A 23,841-nucleotide genomic window follows, 5' to 3' on the forward strand; every position below is an offset into this window, starting at 1 on the left:
ATTCTAACACACTAAAAAAACGAATACAAATGAATCCGGATGATTTAATGTTCGCAAAATCAGCATAAATCAGCTTTTTGAAAATGAAAACGTTCACTTTTGTGTTTCTTGATTATGCCAGAGGAGGACGGCCATCTCTAAGGTTTGGGTTTGCTCAGGGTCATCAAGATTGAGTGTTAACATTTTTTCGACCTTCTTTAACCGATAAATAACGGTGTTCCGGTGAATTTCTAAGTGACCGGCGACTTCGGCAATATTTTGATGATAATAAAAATAGCCGTACAAAGTATTGAGCAGGTTTTGTTGTTCGTGGGCGCTGATACCACTTACCAGGCCACCTAACACGCGTTCCACAAAGGACTTGGCTTCGTTTTCTGGAATCAGCGAAATGAGTTCTTTGACGTATTTTGGCCGGTAGATGGTGATGGCGTGGGGGCTATTCTTACTGAGCGCCAGTGCCTCGGCCGCTTCGTTATAAGTGGTTGCGAGTTCGGTCAACGGTAAGGTCGAGTAGCTGTAACCAATAATTAACCGGGCGGACTTATCTAATTTTGGTTGAATAAAGTCCACTAGGGCGGTTAAAAAGTGTTGCGCGTTTTGCTCATCCTTAATAAGAAGAACGAGTTGCTGTTTGAGGGAGAAAGTAATCACGGGTGCTTGATATTCTTTAATAAACCATAACGTTAGTTGTTGAACTTGTTCGAGTAGGTGGTTACTCAGTAACGTTTGGTGATTGGTCGTGACAAGGATGGTCGCACACCGAAACTTCGTGCTTGGCTCAATGTTTTGGGTCTTCAAGGTCTTGTTGACGAGGTCGTTTGAGATACCACCGTCCATCACGTTAAGGTAGAACCCACTTTGATTACGGAAGGCCGATTCGTTAAGCATGTCGACACGGCTATTGACGAAACTTAAAGTGTTGAGCACGACTTGCGTTAACATCTGATCGGTCGAATTTCCCGGGTCGAGGTCGATGATCCCAACGAAGGCCTTATTTTCTTTATAAGCTGAAAATAAGGGTGTGATAGTCAAACTCAGCTGTTGATAGGCAACGGTGATGCGGGTATGTAAGTTAAAATAATCAATGTTAGTTTGGTTACGAAGAAAATCGGTCAGGGTACTCTGAGTCACCGGCAAACTTTGAGACGCGCTCACGACTCTAAAATGGCTATCCATCAAAAAAAGCGCGTGGTTGAGAATTTCGCTACACTTGTTTAAAACCGTGGTGTGGGTCGGATCCTTCAATAGTAAGTCGGCGAGGGACTGGTTGGCCTGAACGATCCGGCTCAACTCATCGGTTTGGGATTTCAAAATAACACTGAGCATCTTGCGCATCGTTTCTGAAATTAACTCGTCTCCCGGGGTAATAATAATGGGAAAGGCGAGTTCGTCGGCGAGTGCCAGGACATCCTTTGGCAAATGGTCAACGTAGCGGTGGTCTTTAAATCCTAGGCCAGCACAATTAGCCGCGTGCATCGCTTTGATGAGCGCGGTTGGGTTAGTTGGTGTATTAATAAAGGGATAGCCATTTGTAATCAAAAATTGATCTGCTTTTAGAAAGTCCGCAATATCGGGTGATTCGATCATTCCGATATTGTTGATTTCCCGTTTAAGGCCGCGTTTACCCGCAATAACTCGCATATGCTGCATAGATGGTGTCTCTAGTAATGTTTGTAAACGCATGGCGGATCCCCCTAAAATTAGTTATCTTTCACAAGTAGTATACCGATAATTTGGCAGTTTGACTATAATAAAATGAAAGAAACATTAAAATTAGATAAATTTAGGCGGGGATTTGTTAATTAACTAAAGGCTGAAATCTCAATTCAAAAATTAATTGCTACTGTATTAGTATCTGGAGTAATAAAAATTAGCTACTTATAAATTATTCCGGTTGCCACTGATAACATGCGGTCGTGGGACAAGGCCAAGCCTAAGAAACGTCTTGTCCCTCGCCCGGAACACTCTTTAAATGACAGCTGTCCCGGGCCGTCCGTGGCCTAAGACCGAAAAATCACCGGTCAAAAGCCACCTTCACGACCGATGCCATCAGTGGCAACCTCCGATGATTCAACAGTAATAACAATAGCAAGACTATTTCGAGCGCAGTCGGGCAGAGATGGGTGCTGTGTCGGCAAAATTAGCAGGCGGTTTTTAGCTGCTAATTTTGCGGGGTGATTCAAAGACGTGGGCTACCGGCTTTGAATCAGGGCCGCAGACCGCAGTGTGGCTGGGACCGTCCCCCCATAGCACCCAACTCTGCCTGACGGAGCGACTAATTTAGGGATAGCAATTACGATTGTTACGGTGTTGACAGCGACTTTATGTTTTTCAGACTTTAATAAATAATCTGAGAAATAACGAAATTGATGTTAAAACAAACTTGACACTGCTACTAGAGTTGGTTACACTTATTGCAATTAAACAAGCACCTTTAACTTAGTCCTGTGAGGCTAACAAGGGGAACGGTATCTGAGGGTCTCCCACGGTTTTTGCAGGAAAACGGGAGACCTTTTTTGTATCCTCAGGTGAATTAAAAAGAATGGAGCTGACTGAGACATGGCACGAGAAGTCGTTGATGCAATGACAATGCGCCGCGCGCTAACGCGGATCACTTATGAAATTATCGAACAGAACAAGGGTGTCGGTAACTTAGTATTTATTGGGATTAAAACGCGGGGCATTTATTTAGCTGAACGTTTGGCGCAACGGTTAAAGCAGTTAGAAGGCGTCGATGTGCCGGTTGGTTCTTTAGATATAACACTTTACCGCGATGATCACCATGCAATCGATGTTGCGGGTCAGGCCAAGCTGAACGGTGCGGATATTCCCGTTGATATTAACGGCAAACACATCATCTTAGTTGATGACGTGCTTTTTACAGGTCGGACAGTGCGGGCGGCATTAGATGCCCTGATGGACCAAGGACGTCCCGCCAAGATTTCGTTAGCCGTATTAGTTGATCGTGGACACCGCGAATTACCAATTCGTCCGGACTTTATTGGGAAGAACATTCCAACTGCTTTGGATGAACAAGTCAACGTCGCGTTGGAAGAACACGATGGTCATGACGGCATTACGATTGAAAAATTGGATGAATAAATTGAATAACTAACCATTTAATTGTTTCCAGAGAGGAACGAAACGGTTTGGCCATGCGTGGCCGCTTAATCGGAGTCTAGCCTCTTTGCGAATAATTTTTGCAGGAGCTAGACTTTTTTTCTTAAATCAAGATAGGAGACGGCAAAAGAGCATGCAAACGAGTAATAACCTGGTCAGCGTTGACCAATTTAATAATGAAGAAGTAATGGCTTTCATCAAATTAGCACAACAATTTAAGGCGGGTAAGACGATTCAACTTGAACGTCCGAGTTATGCGATGAACCTCTTTTTTGAAAATAGCACGCGGACGCACACGAGTTTTGAAATGGCGGAACGGCGATTGGGGATGCAAGTTATCCCATTTGACCCAAAGACGAGCTCCGTGACCAAGGGTGAAAGTTTGCTCGACACGTTAAAAACGGTTCAAGCGATTGGCGTTGACTTAGCGGTTATCCGGCATCCTCACGACCGTTATTACGAGCCGCTGGTTGAAGCAGACCTATCGATGAGCTTGATCAATGCCGGCGATGGGAGTGGTCAACATCCTTCGCAATCCTTACTTGATATGATGACGATTTATGAAGAGTTTGGGCACTTTGACGGGTTAAAGATTGCCATTATTGGGGACTTAGCGCACTCACGGGTCGCACGCTCGAACATGGAACTCCTCACACAACTTGGGGCAACGGTCTACTTCAGCGGCCCAAAAGTTTGGTATAACGCTGATTTTGCGGCGTACGGTGAGTACTTACCGATTGATGAATTAGTTGGCAGCATGGACGTCATGATGTTATTGCGGGTTCAACACGAACGGCTAAACGAATCCAGTGATGAAACGTTTGATGCCGAAGCGTATCACCAACAATACGGGCTGACGATCGCCCGGGGTGCTCAAATGAAGCCAAGTGCCATCATCATGCACCCGGCACCGGTCAACCGTGGCGTCGAATTAGCCAGTGACTTGGTCGAGGCACCCCAATCACGAATTTTTCAACAGATGACGAACGGTGTCTTTGTCCGCATGGCAATGATTTCAAACGTACTTGTACACCAAGGGTTATTGCAGCCCGCACAATTGGAGGATTAACGATGACAACTTTAATTAAAAACGCGCAGATTTTGGTGAATCATCACTTAGAATTAAACGACCTTTTGATTGAAGATGGCCAAATCAAAGCAATTGGTCACCAACTTAACGAACAGTATGGCGCCGCTGACCAAGTGATTTGTGCCGACAAGCATTTTGTGAGTCCTGGATTGGTGGACGTGCACGTTCATTTACGCGACCCTGGTCAAACTGCGAAGGAAACGATTGAAACCGGGACGTTGGCGGCGGCTCATGGTGGCTTCACAACGGTTGGGGCCATGCCAAACGTTGACCCGGTACCCGATACGCCAGAACGGGTTGCGGCGATGGTCGCAGCGAACCAAGCAAAGGCCCGCGTCCACGTTGCTCAGTATGCAAGTATTACGACGGGGCGGACGAGCGAAGAACTCGTTGATTTTGAAGGTGTCAAACGCGCTGGCGCCTTTGCGGTCAGCAATGACGGCTCCGGGGTCCAAACGGCGGGAACGATGTATCAAGCGATGTGCGGTGCTGCTAAGGCCGGACTACCATTGGCTGCCCACGTGGAAGATGATTCCTTGTATCGAGGCGGCGTTATGAATGCCGGATCAACCGCTGAACGGTTAGGGTTACCGGGCATTAACAACGTTTCGGAAGCGGCCCAAGTCGCACGGGACGTGATGCTTGCAGAGGCAAGCGGCGTGCACTACCACGTCTGCCACGTTTCGACGGCGGAAAGCGTCCGGGTGATTCGGCATGCAAAAGAAGCTGGCATCAACGTGACCTGTGAAGTTTCCCCCCATCACTTGTTATTAACGGATGAAGATATCACGATGGATAATCCAATGCTCAAGATGAACCCACCGCTGAGGTCACCTAAAGACCGGTCAGCGTTAGTCGCCGGCTTGTTGGATGGCACGATTGACTTTATTGCGACGGACCACGCCCCACACACCGACGCTGAAAAGCAGGGGAGCATGAAAACGGCGGCGTTTGGGATTACCGGTATCGAAACGGCCTTTGCAACCATGTACACCGCTTTGGTTAAGACGCGGTTACTGAGTTTAGGACAATTAATTGAATTGATGAGTACGAAGCCCGCGCAGTTATTTGGTTTAAAAGACGCTGGCCAGTTAAAAGTTGGGGCACCGGCTGATTTAGCAATCATCGACCTTGACCATGAGTACGAAATTAAAGCGGAACAGATGTTATCTAAAGGACATAATTCACCATTTATCGGCTGGCACGTGTACGGTAACGTGCTGATGACCTTAGTGGACGGCCAAGTGGTTTACGGAAAGGACCAGCAAAAATGAAACGATACTTAGTACTAGCCGACGGCACGATTTATCCGGGCACCGGGTTTGGCGCACCGGCGGCCACGGTTGGCGAACTGGTTTTTAGCACTGGGATGAGTGGGTACCAAGAATCCATTACTGATCAGTCATATAACGGCGAAATCTTGATGTTTACTTACCCATTAATTGGAAATTATGGTATTAACCGCGACGACCATGAATCGATTAAGCCGACTTGTAAAGGGGTCGTGGTTCACGAAGTTGCACGGCGGGCCAGCAATTGGCGCAGCGAAATGTCACTAGATGACTATTTAAAACAAAATCAGATTCCGGGAATTACCGATATTGATACGCGGGCGGTCACGAAACATATTCGTGAAAAGGGTGCGATGAAAGCCACCATCGTGGACGAAGTTTTACCAGATACGGTGGAGCGGCTACGCGTGACGGAACTTGGAAAAGCAGTGGTTGTGGAAAGTTCGACAACCAATGCTTATCCTAACCCGGCAACGGGGCCAAACGTGGTCGTGGTCGATTTTGGCTTAAAACACTCAATTTTACGTGAGTTAGCCAAGCGGCACTGTAACGTCACGGTCTTACCGTACAACACGACGGCTTCTGAAATCATGGCATTGAACCCAGATGGGGTGATGCTCACAAACGGCCCTGGCGATCCGAAAGACGTACCAAGCGCGCTACCGATGATTCGGGAAGTGGAAAAGCACATTCCGTTGTTTGGAATTTGCTTAGGTCACCAGTTATTCGCTTTAGCAAACGGTGCGGACACCTTTAAGATGAAATTTGGTCACCGTGGGTTCAATCACCCGGTCCGTGAAATTGCGACTGGTCGGATTGATTTCACGTCACAAAACCACGGTTACGCGGTTTCGCGCGAATCCTTAGCGAAGACTGACCTGATGATTACCCACGAAGAAATTAATGATGACACTGTCGAAGGGGTACGGCATCGCGATTACGCCGCCTTTTCCGTGCAGTATCATCCGGACGCTGCACCGGGTCCTCACGATGCAGACCATATTTTTGACGAATTCATTGACTTAATGGCGGCCCATCAAGTGGCCCGGAAAGGAAGCAAGTTCAATGCCTAAACGCACAGATATTCATAAGATCATGGTGATTGGTTCTGGCCCGATTATTATTGGCCAAGCGGCTGAATTTGATTATTCTGGCACGCAGGCTTGCTTAGCCTTAAAGGAACTCGACTATGAAGTCGTCTTAGTTAACTCAAATCCGGCGACCATCATGACGGATAAAGAAATTGCTGACCAAGTTTACTTGGAGCCCATTACCTTAGAGTTTGTGTCGCAGATTCTGCGCAAGGAACGGCCTGACGCCATCTTACCAACTTTAGGGGGGCAACAAGGCCTGAACATGGCGATGGAGTTATCGAAGTCTGGAATTTTAAAAGAACTTAAGATTGAACTCCTTGGGACCAAGCTCACGGCAATCGACCAAGCTGAAGACCGGGAACAATTTAAAGATTTGATGGAAGAACTCGGTGAACCAGTGCCAGCTTCTGGGATTGCGCACACGGTTGAAGAAGCGCTAGCTTTCGCTGAAAAGTCCGGTTATCCAGTCATCGTACGGCCCGCGTTTACCATGGGTGGTACCGGTGGTGGGATTGCGGAGACGGCTAAGGAATTACACGACATCGCCGAAAACGGCCTGTCACTGTCACCCGTGACCCAAGTGTTGATTGAACAAAGTATTGCGGGCTATAAGGAAATTGAGTTCGAAGTGATGCGTGACGCCGCCGATAACGCGATGGTCGTCTGCAACATGGAAAACTTTGACCCGGTCGGTATTCATACCGGGGATTCCATTGTTTACGCGCCTGTTCAAACGTTGGCGGACCGTGAAGTCCAAATGCTACGGGATGCGTCATTAAAAATTATCCGTGCACTGAAAATCGAAGGGGGCTGTAACGTTCAACTCGCCCTTGATCCGGATAGCTTCAAGTATTACATCATTGAAGTTAACCCCCGGGTCAGCCGTTCTTCAGCGTTAGCGTCTAAGGCAACCGGGTATCCGATTGCAAAGATGGCGGCTAAAATTGCGGTGGGCTTGCACCTTGATGAGATTAAAAACCCGGTTACGGGAACGACCTACGCCGAATTTGAACCGGCTTTAGACTACGTGGTCTGCAAGATTCCACGCTGGCCATTCGATAAGTTCACGAAGGCAGACCGGCGTCTCGGGACGCAGATGAAAGCGACCGGTGAAGTTATGGCAATTGGTCGTAACATCGAAGAAGCCACTTTAAAGGCGGTGCGTTCCTTAGAAATTGGGGTTCACCACGTTGAAGAACCCGCACTAGCAAGTGTGGATGACGACGAATTAAGCGATAAATTAATTCATGCGCAGGATGACCGGTTGTTCTATTTGGCAGAAGCCATCCGGCGCGGTTATACGATTGAAGATTTAGCCGAGTTAACGAAAATCAACGTCTTTTTCTTAGACAAGCTATTGCACATCGTTGAAATTGAACGGGCGTTAAAGGCTAACGTGGACGATTTGGACGTTTTAACAACGGCTAAACGCAACGGCTTTGCTGACCAAGCGGTGGCAGACTTCTGGCATGAAAGTGCTGACGCAGTTCGGCAGTTCCGTGAAAGTCATCAGTTAAAACCGGTTTATAAGATGGTTGATACTTGTGCGGGTGAATTTGAGTCGACGACGCCGTACTATTACGGCACTTATGAATTTGAAAACGAAAGTATCGTGGACAAAAAGCCGTCGGTCCTCGTCCTAGGCTCTGGTCCGATTCGCATTGGCCAAGGGGTCGAGTTTGATTACGCCACGGTGCATTCAGTCAAAGCGATTCAAAAGGCGGGTTACGAAGCGATTATTATGAATAGTAATCCCGAAACGGTTTCGACGGACTTCTCAGTCTCCGATAAGTTGTACTTTGAACCGCTAACCCTTGAAGACGTGTTAAACGTCATCGAATTAGAACAACCTCGCGGCGTCATCGTGCAATTTGGGGGTCAAACGGCGATTAACTTAGCGCAACCCCTTGCTGACCGCGGCGTCAAAATTTTAGGAACGAGCGTTGCGGATGTCAATCGCGCTGAAGACCGGGATGAGTTCGATAAGGTCATTAAATCGTTGCAAATTCCACAACCAGCCGGCGATACGGCCAGTGATGAAGCCACGGCCTTAGCAATTGCCGATCGACTTGGCTATCCGGTTCTGGTTCGGCCAAGCTACGTCTTGGGTGGCCGGGCAATGGAAATCGTTAAGAAACGTGCGGATTTGGATCACTACATGCATAACGCCGTCAAAGTTTCACACGACCATCCGGTGTTGGTTGACCGGTACTTAGTCGGTAAAGAGTGTGAAGTGGATGCCATTTGTGATGGTGAAACCGTGGTTATTCCAGGAATTATGGAACACATCGAACGTGCCGGGGTCCATTCTGGTGACTCAATGGCCGTTTACCCACCACAATCACTATCTACGGACGTGCAAGCGCAAATCATTAAATATACGGAACAATTGGCCGTCGCGTTGAACTGTGTCGGGATGATGAACATTCAGTTTGTGATTCACGAAGAACAAGTTTACGTGATTGAAGTTAATCCACGGGCGAGCCGGACGGTGCCATTTTTGAGTAAGGTCACCGACATTCCAATGGCGCAAGTTGCAACTAGGGTCATCCTAGGGCAATCACTCAAGGAGCAAGGGTATCAAACGGGCTTAGTGAAAGCGGGCGACATGGTGCACGTTAAGGCGCCGGTCTTCTCCTTCTCGAAACTCAACCGTGTGGATAGTTTGCTAGGACCAGAAATGAAGTCGACCGGTGAAGTTATGGGGTCTGACCGAACGATGGCTAAGGCATTATACAAGGCATTTGAAGCCGCTAAACTACACGTTCCAAGCAACGGGAACGTCTTATTCACGGTTCGTGATGATGACAAGCCGGAAGCCTTCAAGTTGGCGCAACGGTTCCATGCGCTGGGTTATCAGTTATTGGCAACAACGGGCACGGCGGGCTACTTAACTGACAACGGGTTACCAGTGACGGTGGTTAAAAAGATCGACAGTGGTGAAGATGATTTACTTCACCAAATGGAAGCCGGTCAAGTTCAAGCCGTTGTCAACACGGTTTCTGACGAAGAACATGCGGCCGACGATGGGACGCTAATTCGGAATACGTCGATTGAACACGGGATTCCGTTGTTTACGGCGTTAGATACGGTCGCAGCGATTTTACAAGTTCGCGAATCACAATCATTTGTCACGCAGGCATTATAGGAGGGCTTATACATGGGACGGTTAACAGTAGATTTAGCGGGGGTCACGTTAAAAAATCCAGTCATGCCGGCGAGCGGAACGGCTGCGTACGGTCAGAGTATGGCGACGCAGTTAGATTTAAGTGCGTTAGGTGGACTTGTGATCAAATCAACGACCGCCGAACCCAAGGTGGGCAATCCCCGACCGACAACGGCCGAAACAACTGCTGGTTGGTTGAATGCCATTGGGTTGAAAAACCCTGGTATTGACAACGTTTTAGCCGAAAAGTTACCATGGCTGGCAACGAATTATCCCGAATTACCAATTATTGGGAGTGTGGCTGGTGGCAGTTTTGACGAGTACGTGGCGGTTGCTAAAAAGATGGCAACGGCACCCAATGTCAAATTACTAGAAATCAATATTTCGTGTCCAAACGTGGCTCATGGTGGGCTAGCGTTTGGAACGGATCCAGCGACGGTTGAAAAGTTGACGCGTCAAATTGTGGATGCAGTGGATAAGCCAGTCTTCATGAAGCTAACACCGAACGTGACGGATATTGTACCAGTTGCACAGGCCGCTGAAGCTGGTGGTGCCAATGGGTTAACCATGATCAATACGTTAACGGGAATGGGAATCGACTTAGCGACCCGCAAACCGATTCTGGCCAATGGTACCGGTGGGCTATCTGGTAAAGCCATTCACCCGCTAGCGGTCCGAATGATTCACCAAGTTCGCCAGCAGACCAAGTTACCGATTATTGGGGTTGGCGGGGTCTTCACGCCGGACGACGTTTTGGAATTTTATCTGGCGGGCGCAAACGCCGTACAAGTAGGGGCAGCGACGTACGGTCACCCAACGGCTTGTACTGATATTATTGCGGGCCTACCCGCAGCGATGGATAAGTACGGTATTAGTAGTCTTCAGACACTGATTTCGGAGGTACAAGGATGAGCCGACCAGTGATTATCGCGTTGGATTTTCCAACGGCAGAACGGGCGTTAAGCTTTTTAGACCAATTTCCAGAGGAACTACACGTCACCGTTAAAATTGGAATGGAATTGTTTTATGCGGCTGGTCCGGCCATTGTAAAAGCCGTTCAGGAGCGGGGGCACGCCGTTTTCCTAGACCTAAAGCTCCATGATATTCCGAATACGGTAGAAGCCGCGATGCGCGTGATTGGCCAGTTAGGCGTGACTTACACGACGGTCCATGCGGCGGGTGGTCACGTGATGTTGGCTGCGGCTAAGCGCGGATTAGTCGCTGGCGCAGCGGCACAAGGACTACCAGCGCCTAAGTTACTCGCAATTACGCAGTTAACGTCAACTGATCAGAGTATCTTGAATGATGACCAGCAAATCATGGGAACGGTTCAACAAAGCGTGGTCCACTACGCTGATTTGGCGAAAGCAAGCAACTGTGACGGGGTCATTTGTTCCGCACAGGAAGTGGCTGCCATTCATGAAGCGGTCGGGACGGACTTTTTGGGCATTACACCAGGAATTCGGCCGAAGCGTGCGCAAGCGGATGATCAGCAACGCGTGATGACCCCACAAGCCGCCGCAAAAGCGGGGAGCAACGGGCTCGTTGTGGGCCGGCCAATCACCCAGGCCGATGATCCAGTTGTCGCGTACCAACAAATTGTAAAAGAATGGAGTGGCCAATAATGACTGAAATTGCAGCAACTATCGCGAGTGACCTACTATTAATTCAGGCCGTAACGTTACGGCCTAACGAACCATTTACGTGGGCGAGTGGGATTCACAGTCCGATTTATACGGATAATCGCCTGACAATCTCTTACCCTAAGGTTCGCCAACACATTGCGGCGGGCATCGCGGACATCATTAAACGGGATTATCCGGAAACAGAAGTCATTGCTGGGGTTGCGACAGCCGGGATTCCGCACGCCGCGTGGGTGGCTCAGCTTTTGGATTTGCCATTGATTTACGTCCGTTCCAAACCGAAGGACCATGGTGCCGGTCGTCAGATTGAAGGCGTTTTGAAACCAGGGGCCAAGGTCGTCATGTTAGATGATTTAATCTCAACTGGTGGCAGCGTACTGCAAGCAGCCAAAGCAGTGCAGGCCGCTGGTGGCGATATTCTAGCAGTGGGCTCAATCTTTAGCTATGGCCTGGATGCCGCAACGGTTAATTTTGAAGCAGCCCACTTGCCGCTATTCAGCTTGTCCAACTATACGACACTAATCAAAGTTGCTCGGGAACACGGTGATATTAATGATGCCGAGCTCGCTTCATTGCATACTTGGCGTCAGGATCCACAACACTGGAATCCACAGGCTTAATTGTAAAGTGCGATTTATGAATTTCGAATGTGCTTAGATTTCCAATATGAAAACGTTGCGAAATCGGCGCTTCTTGAATGAACGAATCGAAATAAATTATCGGTACTAAAAGAAACACTTAACCTGCGGGTGAAGTGTTTTTTTGTCGTGAAAGTTGTGCGATAATTAAACTAAATTAAAGAGAACGTTTGTTCATATTTGAGGAGGGATTTACGGTGAGCTTACAATTTGTACTGGGTTCGGCGAAAGTTGATCACCGGGAGATGATGGTGCGTCAGCTAGTTAAAGCGATGACGGCTCAACCCCAGGCGCAATTTTTTTACTTAGTTCCTAACCATGTGAAATTCGACACTGAAGTGGACGTGTTGAACCGGTTATCGCGGGAATTTGCGCAACCGGATTTATACGCACAGAGTCAGGTCCAGATTTTTTCATTTACCCGGTTGGCCTGGTACCTAATGAAAAATGAAGCCGCTTATCAAGTGCCGCGGCTCTCAGCTGCGGGGATTGATATGCTTTTGTATCGAATTCTGAGACGCCATCAAGATGAATTACGGCTGTTTGGGGGCGAAGTTTCTCAAACCGGATTTATCACCCAGTTGGCTAAAGAAGTGAACGAGTTGCAAGTGGCCAATCTGCAACCGGAAGATGTCGCTCATTTAGCTGAAACGACGACCGTGGGCGATTTACAAGCTAAATTACATGATCTAGCTATTGTGTACGCAGATTTTATTGAAGCCACGGCGGGGAAATACTTAAAGCCAGCTGATTTGTTAGCCCAATTAAACGCCTACTTGCGCCATCAAGACTTGCATGGCACGCATATTTATTTGGAACAGTTTACGCAACTGTCATCACAGGAGCAGGGCCTGATTACGACCATGCTGGAACGGGGCGCGGACGTCACAATCAGCCTCGTGCTCGATCATAAGGTCACGGACCAAGTTCCGGAAAATGGGACGCTTTTTTATCAGTCAGGACGACTGTATTATCGCCTGTACCAGTATGCGCGGGCACGGCAGATTCCGGTCTTAAATGATTTACACGCCAAAACGGTACGCGTGAGTGCCGGCTTAGCTGCTCTGGATGACTATTGGCGTGGTGAACCGCAAGCGGGGGATGGACAGGAACAGCCCAACCGGAACGTACACGTCATGCGCGCTGATAGTCGACAAAATGAGTTAGCACAAGTGGGTCGAAAGATTCGTGCGATGGTTGCGACAAAGCACGAAAATGCCGCGGATGACTACCATTACCGGGATTTTCTTATTATGACGCGTCACTTAGATAGTTATAAAACAATGTTAGCTCCAACGCTCCAGCAACTTGAAATCCCTTATTTCGTTGATTTACAGCGTTCGATGGCGGATCATCCGTTGGTTGAACTGATTGGGGCGTTGTTTGAACTAGAAGAAAATCAGTATCAATATCGTGATATTATGCGAATTTTGAAAACTGAATTAATTTTACCGCTGGTTGATGGCAAGCCGATGGACCGTAAAGCTTACCGGCAAGCCGTTGATCTGACCGAAAACTTTGTTTTGAAGAGTGGGTACAGTGGCCGGCGCTGGACGCAACGTGAAGATTGGCAATACTTCGAGCTGACTGAAGGCGACGCCGGGGTCGAGACGGATAAAAACGCTGGCATTGCTAAGCAGATTAATTTGATTCATCAGTTCGTTGCAAAGACGTTCCCACCGTTTTTCAAAGCCCTAAGTGCGGCTAACGATGGTCGGGCCGCCGCAACCGTACTTGTCAACTTCTTAACGCGTCAAGGGGTGACGCAACAATTACTTGCTTGGCGGGATGCAGCGTTAGATCGTCAAGACGTGGCGGCCGCTGCCGAACCGGAACAAACGTGGCAGACTTTTTGTCAGATGTTGGATGAATATGTGGCGATTTTAGGTGATGAACCGTTTGCGTCGGAGGACTTCTTAGCCTTACTACAAGCGGGGTTTGAAGGGGCTAGTTATTCACAGATTCCATCAACATTAGATCAGGTCTTAGTATCTGAAAGCGGAATGGTACAAAGCCAGGATCGTAAAGTCGTCTTTATGATTGGCGCGACGGACCTGGTCATGCCGGACCGAATTATGACTAATAACTTATTGAGTGACGTGGATAAAGCGACGATGCAACCGGCGTTAAACGAATTGGGCAGTGACCATTTTCTGACCGACTCAGCGGTTGTCCAGTTAGGAAATGAAAACTTTTTAAACTATACTGCCTTTCTGAGTGCCCGAAAGCACCTGTTCTTTAGTGCGCCGTTAAAGGACGATCAGGAAACTGACCTAAATTGGTCAAACTACGTCGTCCGAATAACCCGTCATTTCAAATTAAACGAACGAACTTATTTAACAGCGCCTGACCCAGAAAGTGAAGAGGTTCGACCATTCGTTGGCACCAAGCGCCGAACAATCAGTCACGTCATTCAGGTTTATCGGGACGTGTTAACGACTAATGCGGACCATAACCAGACGGGGGCAGCTTTAATTAAACCAGCGCCCGTTTGGGTCTGGCTACGCCGACAATTAACACGGGATCCTGAATTTGGTCCGTTAGCCGAACGGTTGTTAGCGGGATTAAGCTACCGCAACTTACCCGTCAACTTAACGGAAGAAAACGTGACTGCGCTGTATGGCAATCAAATTTACACCTCAATCTCGAAGCTCGAGGAGTTTTATCGCAACCGTTATGCTTATTTCTTGAAGTACGGGTTAAAGTTACGTGAGCGTGACGTGTTCGAGTTGTCCGCTGCTAGTACCGGCGAATTTTTCCACGCCGTGTTGGATGGTCTGATCAAGGCCATTCGTGCGGATCAAGTCCCACTAGCCAGTGTGGCTGATCAGGAACTTGGACAATACCTTGAAACGGTGACGAAACGGGTCTTAGATCAACCCCAATTTACCATTCTAACAAGTTCTAATCGGATGGCTTATATTCAACGTCAATTGATCAGTACGGTTCGTCAGATTGCTTTTGCGATTCGTAACCAGAGCAAGCAGTCAGCCGCGCAACCAGTACAGACCGAGGTCTTGTTTGGTAATGTGGGTAAGGAGCACGGTCTAAAAGCACTCGACTTTCAAATCGACGCCACCCACAGTGTGCACGTTCGTGGGAAAATTGATCGCCTAGATGAGATTCAGGTTGCTGACCAACGGTACCTTGGAATTGTCGACTATAAGTCGTCTCAGCATAAGTTTAACTTTGGTGAGGCCTACTATGGGTTGGCGATGCAGATGTTAACGTACCTCGATGCGGTTTTGCATAACGAGACGGCTATTGTTGGTGATCAGGACGTGGCCATTCAATTGGCAGGGGCACTTTATATGCACATTAAAAATCCGGTCTTGAAACCTAAGGACGTTAACGCCGGATTTGAAGAAGCCCTCCTCAAAGAAAATAAGTACCGGGGAATTCTGGTTGATGACCCAACGTTGCTAGACCATTTGGATAGTGAGTTGCAGACGACGACCGGAACGTCCAAGGTTTATCCATTTAGACGTAAAAAGGACGGGACGTACAGTGGTGGCATTAGTCAGTCATTAGTGACTAATGCGCAACTGGAGCGACTTTTAAAGCATAATAGTCAGTTGATCGTTGCGGCGGCTAAAGATATCTTTGATGGAAAAATCGATCTGAATCCAATCCGGTTGAATGATAAAACGACCGCATTACAATATTCGCCGTATCTAGCTATTATGCAGTTTGATGCCATGCTACCTGAAAATAATTACAATGATTTGCAGCCTTTGAAGCCTGCTGAAGTTCTGGCTAAGTTAAAAGCCGAATTGGGGGAAGAAAACTAATGGAAACCAAAACACAATACACTGATAGCCAAAAGGCAGTGATTAGTCAGCAAGGGAATAACTTGCTAGTTTCTGCTTCCGCTGGTTCGGGTAAAACGACCGTCTTGATTGAGCGAATTATGCGTAAAATCATGGCGGGAACCAATATCGATCAGTTATTGGTCGTGACTTTTACGAACCTGGCTGCCAAACACATGAAACAAAAGTTGGAATCCCAACTCAATAAACGGATTTCCCAGTTTTTGACTGATCATCCAGACCAAACAACGGCTTCACCGGAAGTACGGCAATTACGCCAACAATTAAACTTACTCGGGGTCGCCAATATCAGCACGCTCGATGCGTTTTGTTTACGCGTGATTCAGCGCTACTACTACGTGATTGATTTAGACCCCGTGTTCCGGTTACTGACGGATAACACAGAGGGGTTGCTGATTCGGGACCAAGTTTGGGACACGGTTAGGGAAAGTCTCTACGAAAAAGACGGCGAGTTATTCGACCTACTGACAGCCAACTTCTCTAATGACCGAAGCGATGACGGTCTTGGTCAGCTTGTTTTCCGACTGTTTGACTTCGCACAGTCAACGCCGGACCCTGAAGCCTGGCTCAACCAGTTGGTGACAAATTATCAGTTGCAGGGCGAATCATTGACTACAACGCCGTTTTACCAGCAAAAGTTATTACCGCTATTGAAAGCTGAATTTGAAACGATGGTTAACCGCATGGACCAGGCTGTAAAAATCGCAACTGAGGCGGATTTAGCGCCGAAGACGATTGAAGCGCTGCAAGTGGCGCAACGTGATCTGGGTACCATGACTAGTGATTTGGATACCACGGATTGGAATGCGTTGCGGGCGGCCACGGCTAGTTTTAAAGTTGGTCGTCTAACTAAGACTTATAAGGATGACCCTGAAAAGACGGCCCGCGCCAAGGCAATGGGAACCCTTGTCGACGGCGTGAAAAAACAAATGGGAAGCATCGGTGAGACTTATTTTGCGGCCGACGAGCAACAAGTCTTAGACGTGATGGCGGGAGCCGCTGCCATTGTGCAGGAATTAGTCCGGGCGACCTTGTGCTTTAAAGAAGCGTTTGCCAAAGAAAAACGTCGGCGTCACGTTTTAGATTTTTCTGATTTGGAACATTTGACCTTGGCGATTTTGACGAATACGAGTGAGAGCGGGCAGGGTGCGCTGACACAATTACGGGCGCAGTTTGAAGAAGTCATGGTGGATGAGTACCAAGATATCAACAGCTTACAGGAAAGCATCCTTCAACTATTGGCACGCAAAACGCCTGGCAATATGTTCATGGTAGGGGATGTGAAGCAGTCAATCTATCAGTTCCGTTTAGCTGATCCGTTACTATTTTTGGCAAAGTACCGTGATTTTGGAACCCATCCGGAACACGGGGAACGGATCGTTTTGGCGGAAAACTTCCGGTCCGTTGAAAACGTGGACCGCTTAACGAACCTGATTTTTAGCCAGTTGATGGACGCACCAGTCGGGCAAATCGAATATGATCAAGCTGCGTATTTGAAGTACGGACCCAAAGATTACCCGGCTGATATGCCACAAACGACGAGTTTACTCCTATACCAGACGGACGATGATCAGCCGGCGGAGACGCCAGCGCATGGCCTCCAGCCGGATAATGACGATGAAGAAAGTAATTTCTCCATTGATGATCCGTCGATTGGGAGCATTACGATGGTAGCCCAAAAAATTTTGGCCCTGAAAAAAATGGACCACCCAATCTTCGACCGCTCAACCGGGAAATACCGGCCATTTCACTACAGTGACGCAGCGTTATTGGTGCCAACTCGCAACCACAATTTAACGATTATTGATATTTTCAAACAGTATCATATTCCAATCGTCGTTAACGATGCTCAGAATTATTTCCAGACTACTGAAATTCGAATCATGATGGCCTTATTAAGTATTATTGATAATCCTTATCAGGATATCCCGTTGGTAGCGGTGTTGCGTTCACCGATTGTTGGGTTGGATGAAAACCAGTTAGTTTACTTACGGATTCAAAACAAGACGAGTGATTATTTCCAAGCGCTCCGTGACTTTTACCAAACGTACCCAACAAAGGGCAATCCTAGCGCATATGGAGATCAGTTATACGCAAAGATTGAAGTTTTCATGCAGCAATTGACGGCGTTTCGGGACTTAGCTCGGCGTAATCAGATCGTGACGTTAATCTGGCAAATTTACGAGCAAACTGGTTTTCTCGACTACGTTGGCGGAATGCCCGCTGGTCAACAACGCCAAGCCAACTTGCACGCCTTATACGAACGGGCCTATACGTATGAACAAGGAAGCTTTAAAGGCTTATTCCAATTTGTGCGGTTTATCAAACGCATGCAAGAAAAAGATCAAGACTTAGCTTCAGCAGTCGCTGAAACCGACACCGAGGCCGTTAGTGTCATGACGATCCATGGGAGTAAGGGGCTGGAATACCCAGTTATCTTTTTAATGGATATGGACAAGCGGTTTAACCAGACCGATACCAGGGCCAATGCACTAATGGATCGGGATGCCGGGATTGGAATCAACTACTTAGACCCAGAGCACCGGGTCAAGTACCCGACGCTACCACGGTTAGTGATTCAACAAGTCGTGAGTCAAAAGCTCCGGGCAGAAGAAATGCGGAAACTATACGTGGCAATCACGCGTGCCCAACAACAGTTGTTCCTAGTTGGGACGATTACGTCAATTGATGCGGCTACCGAAAAGTGGCGTCAGGGCTTTAGTAGTGACGGGCGCGTGCTAAGTACGTTAGCGCGGATCAGCACGAATAATCAGCTCGACTGGGTCGGCATGGCTTTGATGCGGCATCCTTTGATGAAGGCGTATTGGGGGGACGAGTGGCCCACCTATTCGCTGGAAGGCGATCAGACCAAGTTTACTTTGGAACTGGGGGATGCCAGCTCGATTGGGCAGCGTAAGCAGGTTGCTGGAACTGATGAACAACTCAGTGCGGTTGATCAAGTGGAACAGACCGTTGACGTTGATGTTGACCAGATGACCCGCGATGAATTGACCAACTTATTGAATTTCAAGTACGTGCATCAAGCATCCACGGTAACCACGGCCTACCAGTCCGTTTCAGAAGTTAAACGATTGTTTGAAGATCCCGATGACGCACAGATGAATACGAATCCGACCGTTAGTGCGCAACACGCCAAGCCAACCAGTCGGTTTGTGACTGGCGACTTAGCAATGCCACAATTTTTGCAAACGACGCAGGAGCCGACGAGCGCTGAAGTGGGGAGTGCGACCCACCTAGTCTTAGAGCAGTTGGACTTGACCCAAGCCATTGATGAGACCACCGTACAAGCAACGATTGATGACTTAGTGGCTAAACAAGTGCTGACTAGTGAAGTTGCTCAGCTGATCAAGGTTGATGCGATTGCCGGATTTTATGCCAGTGACTTGGGACAAACGATTTTAGCGGATACTACCAAGGTTCACCGTGAAGTGCCGTTTTCATTATTATTACCAGCGCGCCAATTATTTGATGAGTTGGACGAACACGAGCATGCTAAGGTTTTGATTCACGGAATTATTGATGGCTACTTAGAAACAGCTGACGGGCTAATCTTGTTTGATTACAAGACAGACCACGTTAAGCAACCACAAGATCTATTGACCCGGTACGCCGGACAAGTTGAACTATACGCCGCTGCGTTACGGTCGATGTATCAACGACCAGTTGTCCAACAGTACTTGTACTCGTTGCCACAGCGGACGTTTGTCCCGGTAACAAAGAAAAAATAGAAATTAAAAAAATGTGTTCATCGCAAGTCAATTACGATGGGCACATTTTTTAATGGTTGTTTGAAGTTTAACTAGGATAAGGTAATCTGATAGGCGTTTCGTAGGTCAGTTGCATCATTATCCATATAGACGATGCCGCGATACGTAAACCCAGCTTTTTTGATAACGTGCTGCATCCGCGTATTTTTTGCGTGAGTGTCGATCCGGATTTGCTTAAATCCGAGTTGGTAGCTGAGCGTCATTAAATTGCTGAAATAAAAATCAGCTAAGTGTTGGCCATGGTAGCCACTCGCAATGGCAATGCGGTGAATCGACGTGTAATGGTCGTCACTCGCGGCTGACCAGCTACCATCATAAATGCGCGCGTAGTTTGGGTCGGGATGGGTGAGCAGGGTTGCGGTCCCCGCGACTTGGCCATCCACGATCAGTAGCCAAGCATTTTGTGCATCGATGTCTTTTTGTAAATCACTTGCTTGGGGATAACCGTCTTGCCACTGTGGAATTTGATCGGCGGCGAGGGCTTGTTTCCCTTCGTTGATAATTTTCATCATTGCGTCCCGGTCTTGACTAGTTGCTAAACGGACGTACTTTGTCATGAACATCACTTACTCTCTTAAATTAATAATTAATATTATAGGGCAACCTGTCCAGAAGTTAAAACAGAATCGTAGGGTTTTGTTCAGTTTCTGTTTATAATAGGAATTATTAAAACATAGGAGTGACCAGTTATGAAAATCTTTGTCATTGGTGCACACGGCCAAATTGGTAAGAAAATCGTCTCCAAATTAGTTGCAGAAGGTGATCAAGTCTTTGCAGGAATTCGGCAACCAGAACAGGCTGAAGCCTTTGAAGACGCTGGTGCGGAACCAGTTCAATTCAACTTAATGGCGCAACCTGAAGACTTAGCACTAGCGTTCCAAGGCATGGATGCCGTCGTATTTGCTGCGGGTTCCGGCGGTCAAACTGGGTATGATATGACGCTGATGATCGATCTAGACGGTGCGGTTAAGTCGATGCAGGCTGCAGAAATTGCGCACGTTAAACGCTACGTTATTATTAGTGCGGAATTCACAGCAGATCGGTCACGCTGGCCACGTGCCTTGCAGCCATACTATGTCGCCAAGTACTACGCCGATGAATGGCTCAAAACCCGGACACGCTTGGATTACACCATTCTACAACCCGGAACGCTCGTTAATGATGCCGGTACTGGTAAGGTTACCGTTAACCCGCAAGTCGGTGGTGAAATCACCCGCGATGACGTTGCGACCTTTACCGTGCAAGCTTTAAACGCTCCCGCAACGATTGGCAAAACCATTGCAATCATCAATGGTTCGACGCCAATCAGTGATGCGGTCAATCAAAAATAATGATTAATTAAGTGCTCAATAAAAAAGTTCCTTTCAGAAGTTTTTCTGAAGGAACTTTTTTATCGCGTAAATGTCAGTAAGTAATGGATGGCTGATTTTAAGCGGGGGTACTGATGCTGGGCATAAAATTTAATGAAAAGCCGTCGGAATAAAAAGAAATAGCCGTACGTATCGATGGCACAAATAATGATGATGATTGAGGACTGGTATGGGTCGGCGTGATAGCTTGTAATAATCGCAAAGATTAGTACCATTAAGCCGACACAACTCGTGAGTGAAAGTAGATTTAAGCGCTGAAGGTCCCGGGTGCAGCGACGAATGACGGTCCGAATTTCACTGGGGGCGTCGCGCCACATCGTATCTTCAAGCGTATTGAATAAGATTGTCATATCAAATGAAATTGCGAATGCCCGTCTAAATACAAGCTGAACCGCAATTAAAACCAACGATAAAGTAATGGGTAACCAAAACACGGTAAAAAACTCCTTCAATAGCAATGAAAATATTTATTTTAACGGGGAGTTTAATCGGTGATGGTTTCTAAAAAATCTGATGACGCTCCCGTACTTTAATATCAAATTAATTAATTTATTTAATCATCATACCACAATCTGGGGATGCTTCGGGAGTTAGAAATGTAATGGCTATTAAAACTTGATGCAAAAAAACTTCCGGTAAATAAATCACCAGAAGTTTTTAAATTTAAAATGATAATTATTTAGCTATTCAAATACTTAATTTAGTCATCAAAGTGGCTTGTTGGTCAGCCGTTAACGGCAGGATGGGCAAACGTGGTGCCCCGACTAGAATGTGTTCGGCATTCAAAGCGGCTTTGGTTGGTGCGGGCGACGGGGCACTGAAGAGAGCCGCCATCTTAGGCATTAACTGCCGCTGAATTTTCCCTGCCGTGTGCCAATCACCAGATTTAAGGGCCGTGTCCATAGCAAAAAGTTGATCGCCAAAGAGGTGACTCGCAACGGAAATCACGCCGTGACCACCTAAAACCCGAGCAGTTAGGGTTTGGGCATCTTCACCGGTGTAAACGTAGAAATCACTCGGCGCTTGGTCAATGATGGCGGCTAATTCGCTGTCATCGCCACACTGCTTGATTCCGATAATGTTGGGATTTTGAGCCAGTTCCAGAACGGTTGCCACGCTCATTTTAACGACGGTCCGTCCGGGAATATTATAAATAATAATTGGGAGTTTCCCTTGATCCGCGATGGCGGTAAAATGGGCGATCATCCCGGCTTGATCGGGTTTGTTATAAGGCGGAACAACGACTAACGCAGCGTCAATGCCCTTGATTTGGCTGACTGCTTCGGTGAACTGAATGGTTGCGGCGGTATTGTTGGAACCGGTATTGGCTATCACTGGAACGCGGCCGTTAACGAGTTCGGCGGTTTTTTCATACAGTGCAAGTTTTTCAGTTAAGCTTAACGTCGGGCCCTCACCAGTCGTGCCGCCAACAAGAATGCCCTCCGTGTGATGGGCAAGCAAGTGTTCAATCAGCGCGGCTAACCGGTCGTTGTCGACTTGGAGCTGATCGTTGAACGGGGTGACCATTGCGGTAATGAGATGTGCATTTTTAAGTGTCATTATTTAATCTCCTCTTGGTTTTGAGCGCGCCATAGTGCCAAACGATTCATACTTTCGCGTAAGGCTTTCTGGCTAGCCGCGTAGCTAATCCGAAACCAGCCTTCACCGGATGCACCGAAAGACGATCCGGGAATGACTGCAACCTGTGCTTCCTGCGCTAAACGCGTTGCAAATTGCCAACTGTTACCATCAAAGTCGGTAGGAACCTGTGCAAAAATGTAAAAGGCGCCGGTTGGATAGACGTAGTTAATGCCAATCTCACTGAGCCGCTTGACTAAGTAGTCGCGGCGTTCTTGATAAATGGCACGCATTTTTACACCGTCGTCCAAGCCGTGAGTAAGGGCCTCAATCCCGGCCGCTTGACTGATGGAACTAGTCGAGGTGACGAGGTATTGGTGCGTTTTCTTCATTTCATTGATCAGGGCTTGAGGCGCCATGATAAAACCAAGCCGCCAGCCGGTCATGGCGTGTGACTTCGACAGTCCGTTGATCGTAATGGTCTTCTCGGGATAGAGCGTCGCAAAGGCAACGTGGGGCTGTTCGTACGTGAGCTCACTGTAGATTTCATCGCTAATGACGTACAAGTTGGCCCGCTTGATTACGGCAAGCAGGGCAGTTAACTCCGCTTGGGTATAAGTCACGCCGGTTGGATTGGTGGGATAGTTTAAAATTAAAGCCTTTAGGGGTTCACCCGCATGGCTCTGAATAACTTGTTGGAGCGCTGCTGGGGTTAATTTATAGCCGGTATTAGTCGTATCAATGGGAATCAAGTTTGCGTGCGCCATTTGAACGATTGGTTCGTAACTAGTATAGGCGGGTGTTGGGAGCAGCACGCCGTCTCCTGGATTCAAGAGGGTGAGCAAGCTGGTGGCGACCGCTTCGGTGGCACCGACCGTGGCGATGATTTCGCTAGGGGCGTAGCTCAAGCCGTACTTCTGGGCGAAGTATTGACTAGCGGCACGCTGTAAGGCACTAAATCCCATTAGTGGTGAGTAATGGGTCCAATCATCACGGATTGCTTGAATCCCAGCCTTTTTGACGTGTTCTGGTGTCGGGAGGTCCGGTTCGCCGACGGTTAGTTTAATCATGTTAGGCACGTCTGAAATAGCTTCATCAAAGCGCCGAATGCCAGAAACTTGAATTTGTTGAATGATTTGATTAGTGTCCATAAGATGAACTTCCTCTCGTTATGATTACCGACTATAATAAGAGAAAACTGTCATACTTAAAATAGACAATTTTAATAAAAA

At 47.7% G+C, this 23,841-nt stretch carries 16 protein-coding genes; 11 read left to right on the top strand and 5 right to left on the bottom strand.

The genetic code is table 11. From position 1 onward, the window contains the following. Positions 1–93 precede the first annotated feature (93 nt). Positions 94–1,683, bottom strand: a complete 1,590-nt coding sequence (locus tag AAA939_RS01995; RefSeq protein WP_338209754.1) for a PucR family transcriptional regulator — start codon at positions 1,681–1,683, stop codon at positions 94–96. Between the two features lie 876 nt (positions 1,684–2,559). On the opposite strand from AAA939_RS01995, the gene pyrR reads away from it, so the two are divergent. From pyrR to addA, 10 genes are all read left to right on the top strand, one after another. After that, entirely contained in the window at positions 2,560–3,102 is a 543-nt protein-coding gene (gene pyrR / locus AAA939_RS02000; RefSeq protein ID WP_057705212.1) for a bifunctional pyr operon transcriptional regulator/uracil phosphoribosyltransferase PyrR, read from the top strand. Between the two features lie 151 nt (positions 3,103–3,253). Next, positions 3,254–4,189, top strand: coding sequence for an aspartate carbamoyltransferase catalytic subunit (locus AAA939_RS02005; RefSeq protein ID WP_338209756.1), 936 nt, complete (start codon positions 3,254–3,256; stop codon positions 4,187–4,189). 2 nt (positions 4,190–4,191) lie between these two features. Then, positions 4,192–5,484 (top strand): dihydroorotase, encoded by a 1,293-nt coding sequence (locus AAA939_RS02010; RefSeq protein WP_338209758.1) that lies wholly within the window; start codon positions 4,192–4,194, stop codon positions 5,482–5,484. Then, positions 5,481–6,575: a carbamoyl phosphate synthase small subunit gene (locus tag AAA939_RS02015; RefSeq protein ID WP_338209760.1), complete on the top strand. Its 1,095-nt coding sequence runs from the start codon at positions 5,481–5,483 to the stop codon at positions 6,573–6,575. The genes AAA939_RS02010 and AAA939_RS02015 overlap by 4 nt, the downstream gene beginning before the upstream one ends. After that, positions 6,568–9,744 carry a carbamoyl-phosphate synthase large subunit gene (carB, locus tag AAA939_RS02020; protein ID WP_338209762.1) on the top strand — a complete coding sequence of 1,059 codons (3,177 nt, stop codon included), beginning with the start codon at positions 6,568–6,570 and terminating at the stop codon, positions 9,742–9,744. The genes AAA939_RS02015 and carB overlap by 8 nt, the downstream gene beginning before the upstream one ends. Positions 9,745–9,756: 12 nt before the next feature. Beyond that, entirely contained in the window at positions 9,757–10,674 is a 918-nt protein-coding gene (locus AAA939_RS02025) for a dihydroorotate dehydrogenase (RefSeq protein ID WP_338209764.1), read from the top strand. Continuing rightward, a complete protein-coding gene (gene pyrF, locus AAA939_RS02030; RefSeq protein ID WP_338209766.1) occupies positions 10,671–11,387 on the top strand; it encodes an orotidine-5'-phosphate decarboxylase in 717 nt (238 codons plus the stop codon). Before AAA939_RS02025 ends, pyrF begins: the two co-directional genes overlap by 4 nt. Beyond that, a complete protein-coding gene (gene pyrE / locus AAA939_RS02035) occupies positions 11,387–12,025 on the top strand; it encodes an orotate phosphoribosyltransferase (protein WP_338209768.1) in 639 nt (212 codons plus the stop codon). Before pyrF ends, pyrE begins: the two co-directional genes overlap by 1 nt. A 215-nt stretch (positions 12,026–12,240) precedes the next feature. After that, positions 12,241–15,834, top strand: a complete 3,594-nt coding sequence (locus tag AAA939_RS02040; RefSeq protein WP_338209770.1) for a PD-(D/E)XK nuclease family protein — start codon at positions 12,241–12,243, stop codon at positions 15,832–15,834. Then, positions 15,834–19,622 carry a helicase-exonuclease AddAB subunit AddA gene (gene addA / locus AAA939_RS02045; protein ID WP_338230431.1) on the top strand — a complete coding sequence of 1,263 codons (3,789 nt, stop codon included), beginning with the start codon at positions 15,834–15,836 and terminating at the stop codon, positions 19,620–19,622. Before AAA939_RS02040 ends, addA begins: the two co-directional genes overlap by 1 nt. Positions 19,623–19,693: 71 nt before the next feature. Here the strand turns inward: addA and AAA939_RS02050 are convergent, their stop codons facing one another. After that, positions 19,694–20,218: a GNAT family N-acetyltransferase gene (locus tag AAA939_RS02050; protein WP_338209775.1), complete on the bottom strand. Its 525-nt coding sequence runs from the start codon at positions 20,216–20,218 to the stop codon at positions 19,694–19,696. Positions 20,219–20,350: 132 nt separating this feature from the next. Here AAA939_RS02050 and AAA939_RS02055 point away from each other — a divergent pair, with 132 nt between their 5' ends. After that, positions 20,351–20,992, top strand: coding sequence for an SDR family oxidoreductase (locus AAA939_RS02055; protein ID WP_338209776.1), 642 nt, complete (start codon positions 20,351–20,353; stop codon positions 20,990–20,992). 59 nt (positions 20,993–21,051) lie between these two features. Here the strand turns inward: AAA939_RS02055 and AAA939_RS02060 are convergent, their stop codons facing one another. The 3 genes from AAA939_RS02060 to AAA939_RS02070 form a co-directional block, all read right to left on the bottom strand. Beyond that, a complete protein-coding gene (locus AAA939_RS02060) occupies positions 21,052–21,465 on the bottom strand; it encodes a hypothetical protein (protein WP_338209778.1) in 414 nt (137 codons plus the stop codon). Positions 21,466–21,718: 253 nt separating this feature from the next. Further along, positions 21,719–22,591, bottom strand: a complete 873-nt coding sequence (gene dapA / locus AAA939_RS02065; RefSeq protein ID WP_338209780.1) for a 4-hydroxy-tetrahydrodipicolinate synthase — start codon at positions 22,589–22,591, stop codon at positions 21,719–21,721. Then, entirely contained in the window at positions 22,591–23,760 is a 1,170-nt protein-coding gene (locus AAA939_RS02070) for an aminotransferase class I/II-fold pyridoxal phosphate-dependent enzyme (RefSeq protein WP_338209782.1), read from the bottom strand. Before AAA939_RS02070 ends, dapA begins: the two co-directional genes overlap by 1 nt. Positions 23,761–23,841: the final 81 nt, after the last annotated feature.

This window comes from Lactiplantibacillus paraxiangfangensis, assembly GCF_036246185.1.
GTDB classification, from domain to species: Bacteria; Bacillota; Bacilli; order Lactobacillales; family Lactobacillaceae; genus Lactiplantibacillus; species Lactiplantibacillus paraxiangfangensis.

Bases quoted from the DNA above. Each gene is read 5' to 3' on its own strand.
- AAA939_RS02015 (WP_338209760.1), top strand. From the start codon at position 5,481: ATGAAACGATACTTAGTACTAGCCGACGGCACGATTTATCCGGGCACC.
- carB (WP_338209762.1), top strand. From the start codon at position 6,568: ATGCCTAAACGCACAGATATTCATAAGATCATGGTGATTGGTTCTGGC.
- pyrF (WP_338209766.1), top strand. From the start codon at position 10,671: ATGAGCCGACCAGTGATTATCGCGTTGGATTTTCCAACGGCAGAACGG.
- pyrE (WP_338209768.1), top strand. From the start codon at position 11,387: ATGACTGAAATTGCAGCAACTATCGCGAGTGACCTACTATTAATTCAG.
- AAA939_RS02005 (WP_338209756.1), top strand. From the start codon at position 3,254: ATGCAAACGAGTAATAACCTGGTCAGCGTTGACCAATTTAATAATGAA.
- AAA939_RS02010 (WP_338209758.1), top strand. From the start codon at position 4,192: ATGACAACTTTAATTAAAAACGCGCAGATTTTGGTGAATCATCACTTA.
- addA (WP_338230431.1), top strand. From the start codon at position 15,834: ATGGAAACCAAAACACAATACACTGATAGCCAAAAGGCAGTGATTAGT.
- AAA939_RS02055 (WP_338209776.1), top strand. From the start codon at position 20,351: ATGAAAATCTTTGTCATTGGTGCACACGGCCAAATTGGTAAGAAAATC.
- AAA939_RS02050 (WP_338209775.1), bottom strand. From the start codon at position 20,218: ATGACAAAGTACGTCCGTTTAGCAACTAGTCAAGACCGGGACGCAATG.
- AAA939_RS02070 (WP_338209782.1), bottom strand. From the start codon at position 23,760: ATGGACACTAATCAAATCATTCAACAAATTCAAGTTTCTGGCATTCGG.
- AAA939_RS01995 (WP_338209754.1), bottom strand. From the start codon at position 1,683: ATGCGTTTACAAACATTACTAGAGACACCATCTATGCAGCATATGCGA.
- dapA (WP_338209780.1), bottom strand. From the start codon at position 22,591: ATGACACTTAAAAATGCACATCTCATTACCGCAATGGTCACCCCGTTC.
- pyrR (WP_057705212.1), top strand. From the start codon at position 2,560: ATGGCACGAGAAGTCGTTGATGCAATGACAATGCGCCGCGCGCTAACG.
- AAA939_RS02025 (WP_338209764.1), top strand. From the start codon at position 9,757: ATGGGACGGTTAACAGTAGATTTAGCGGGGGTCACGTTAAAAAATCCA.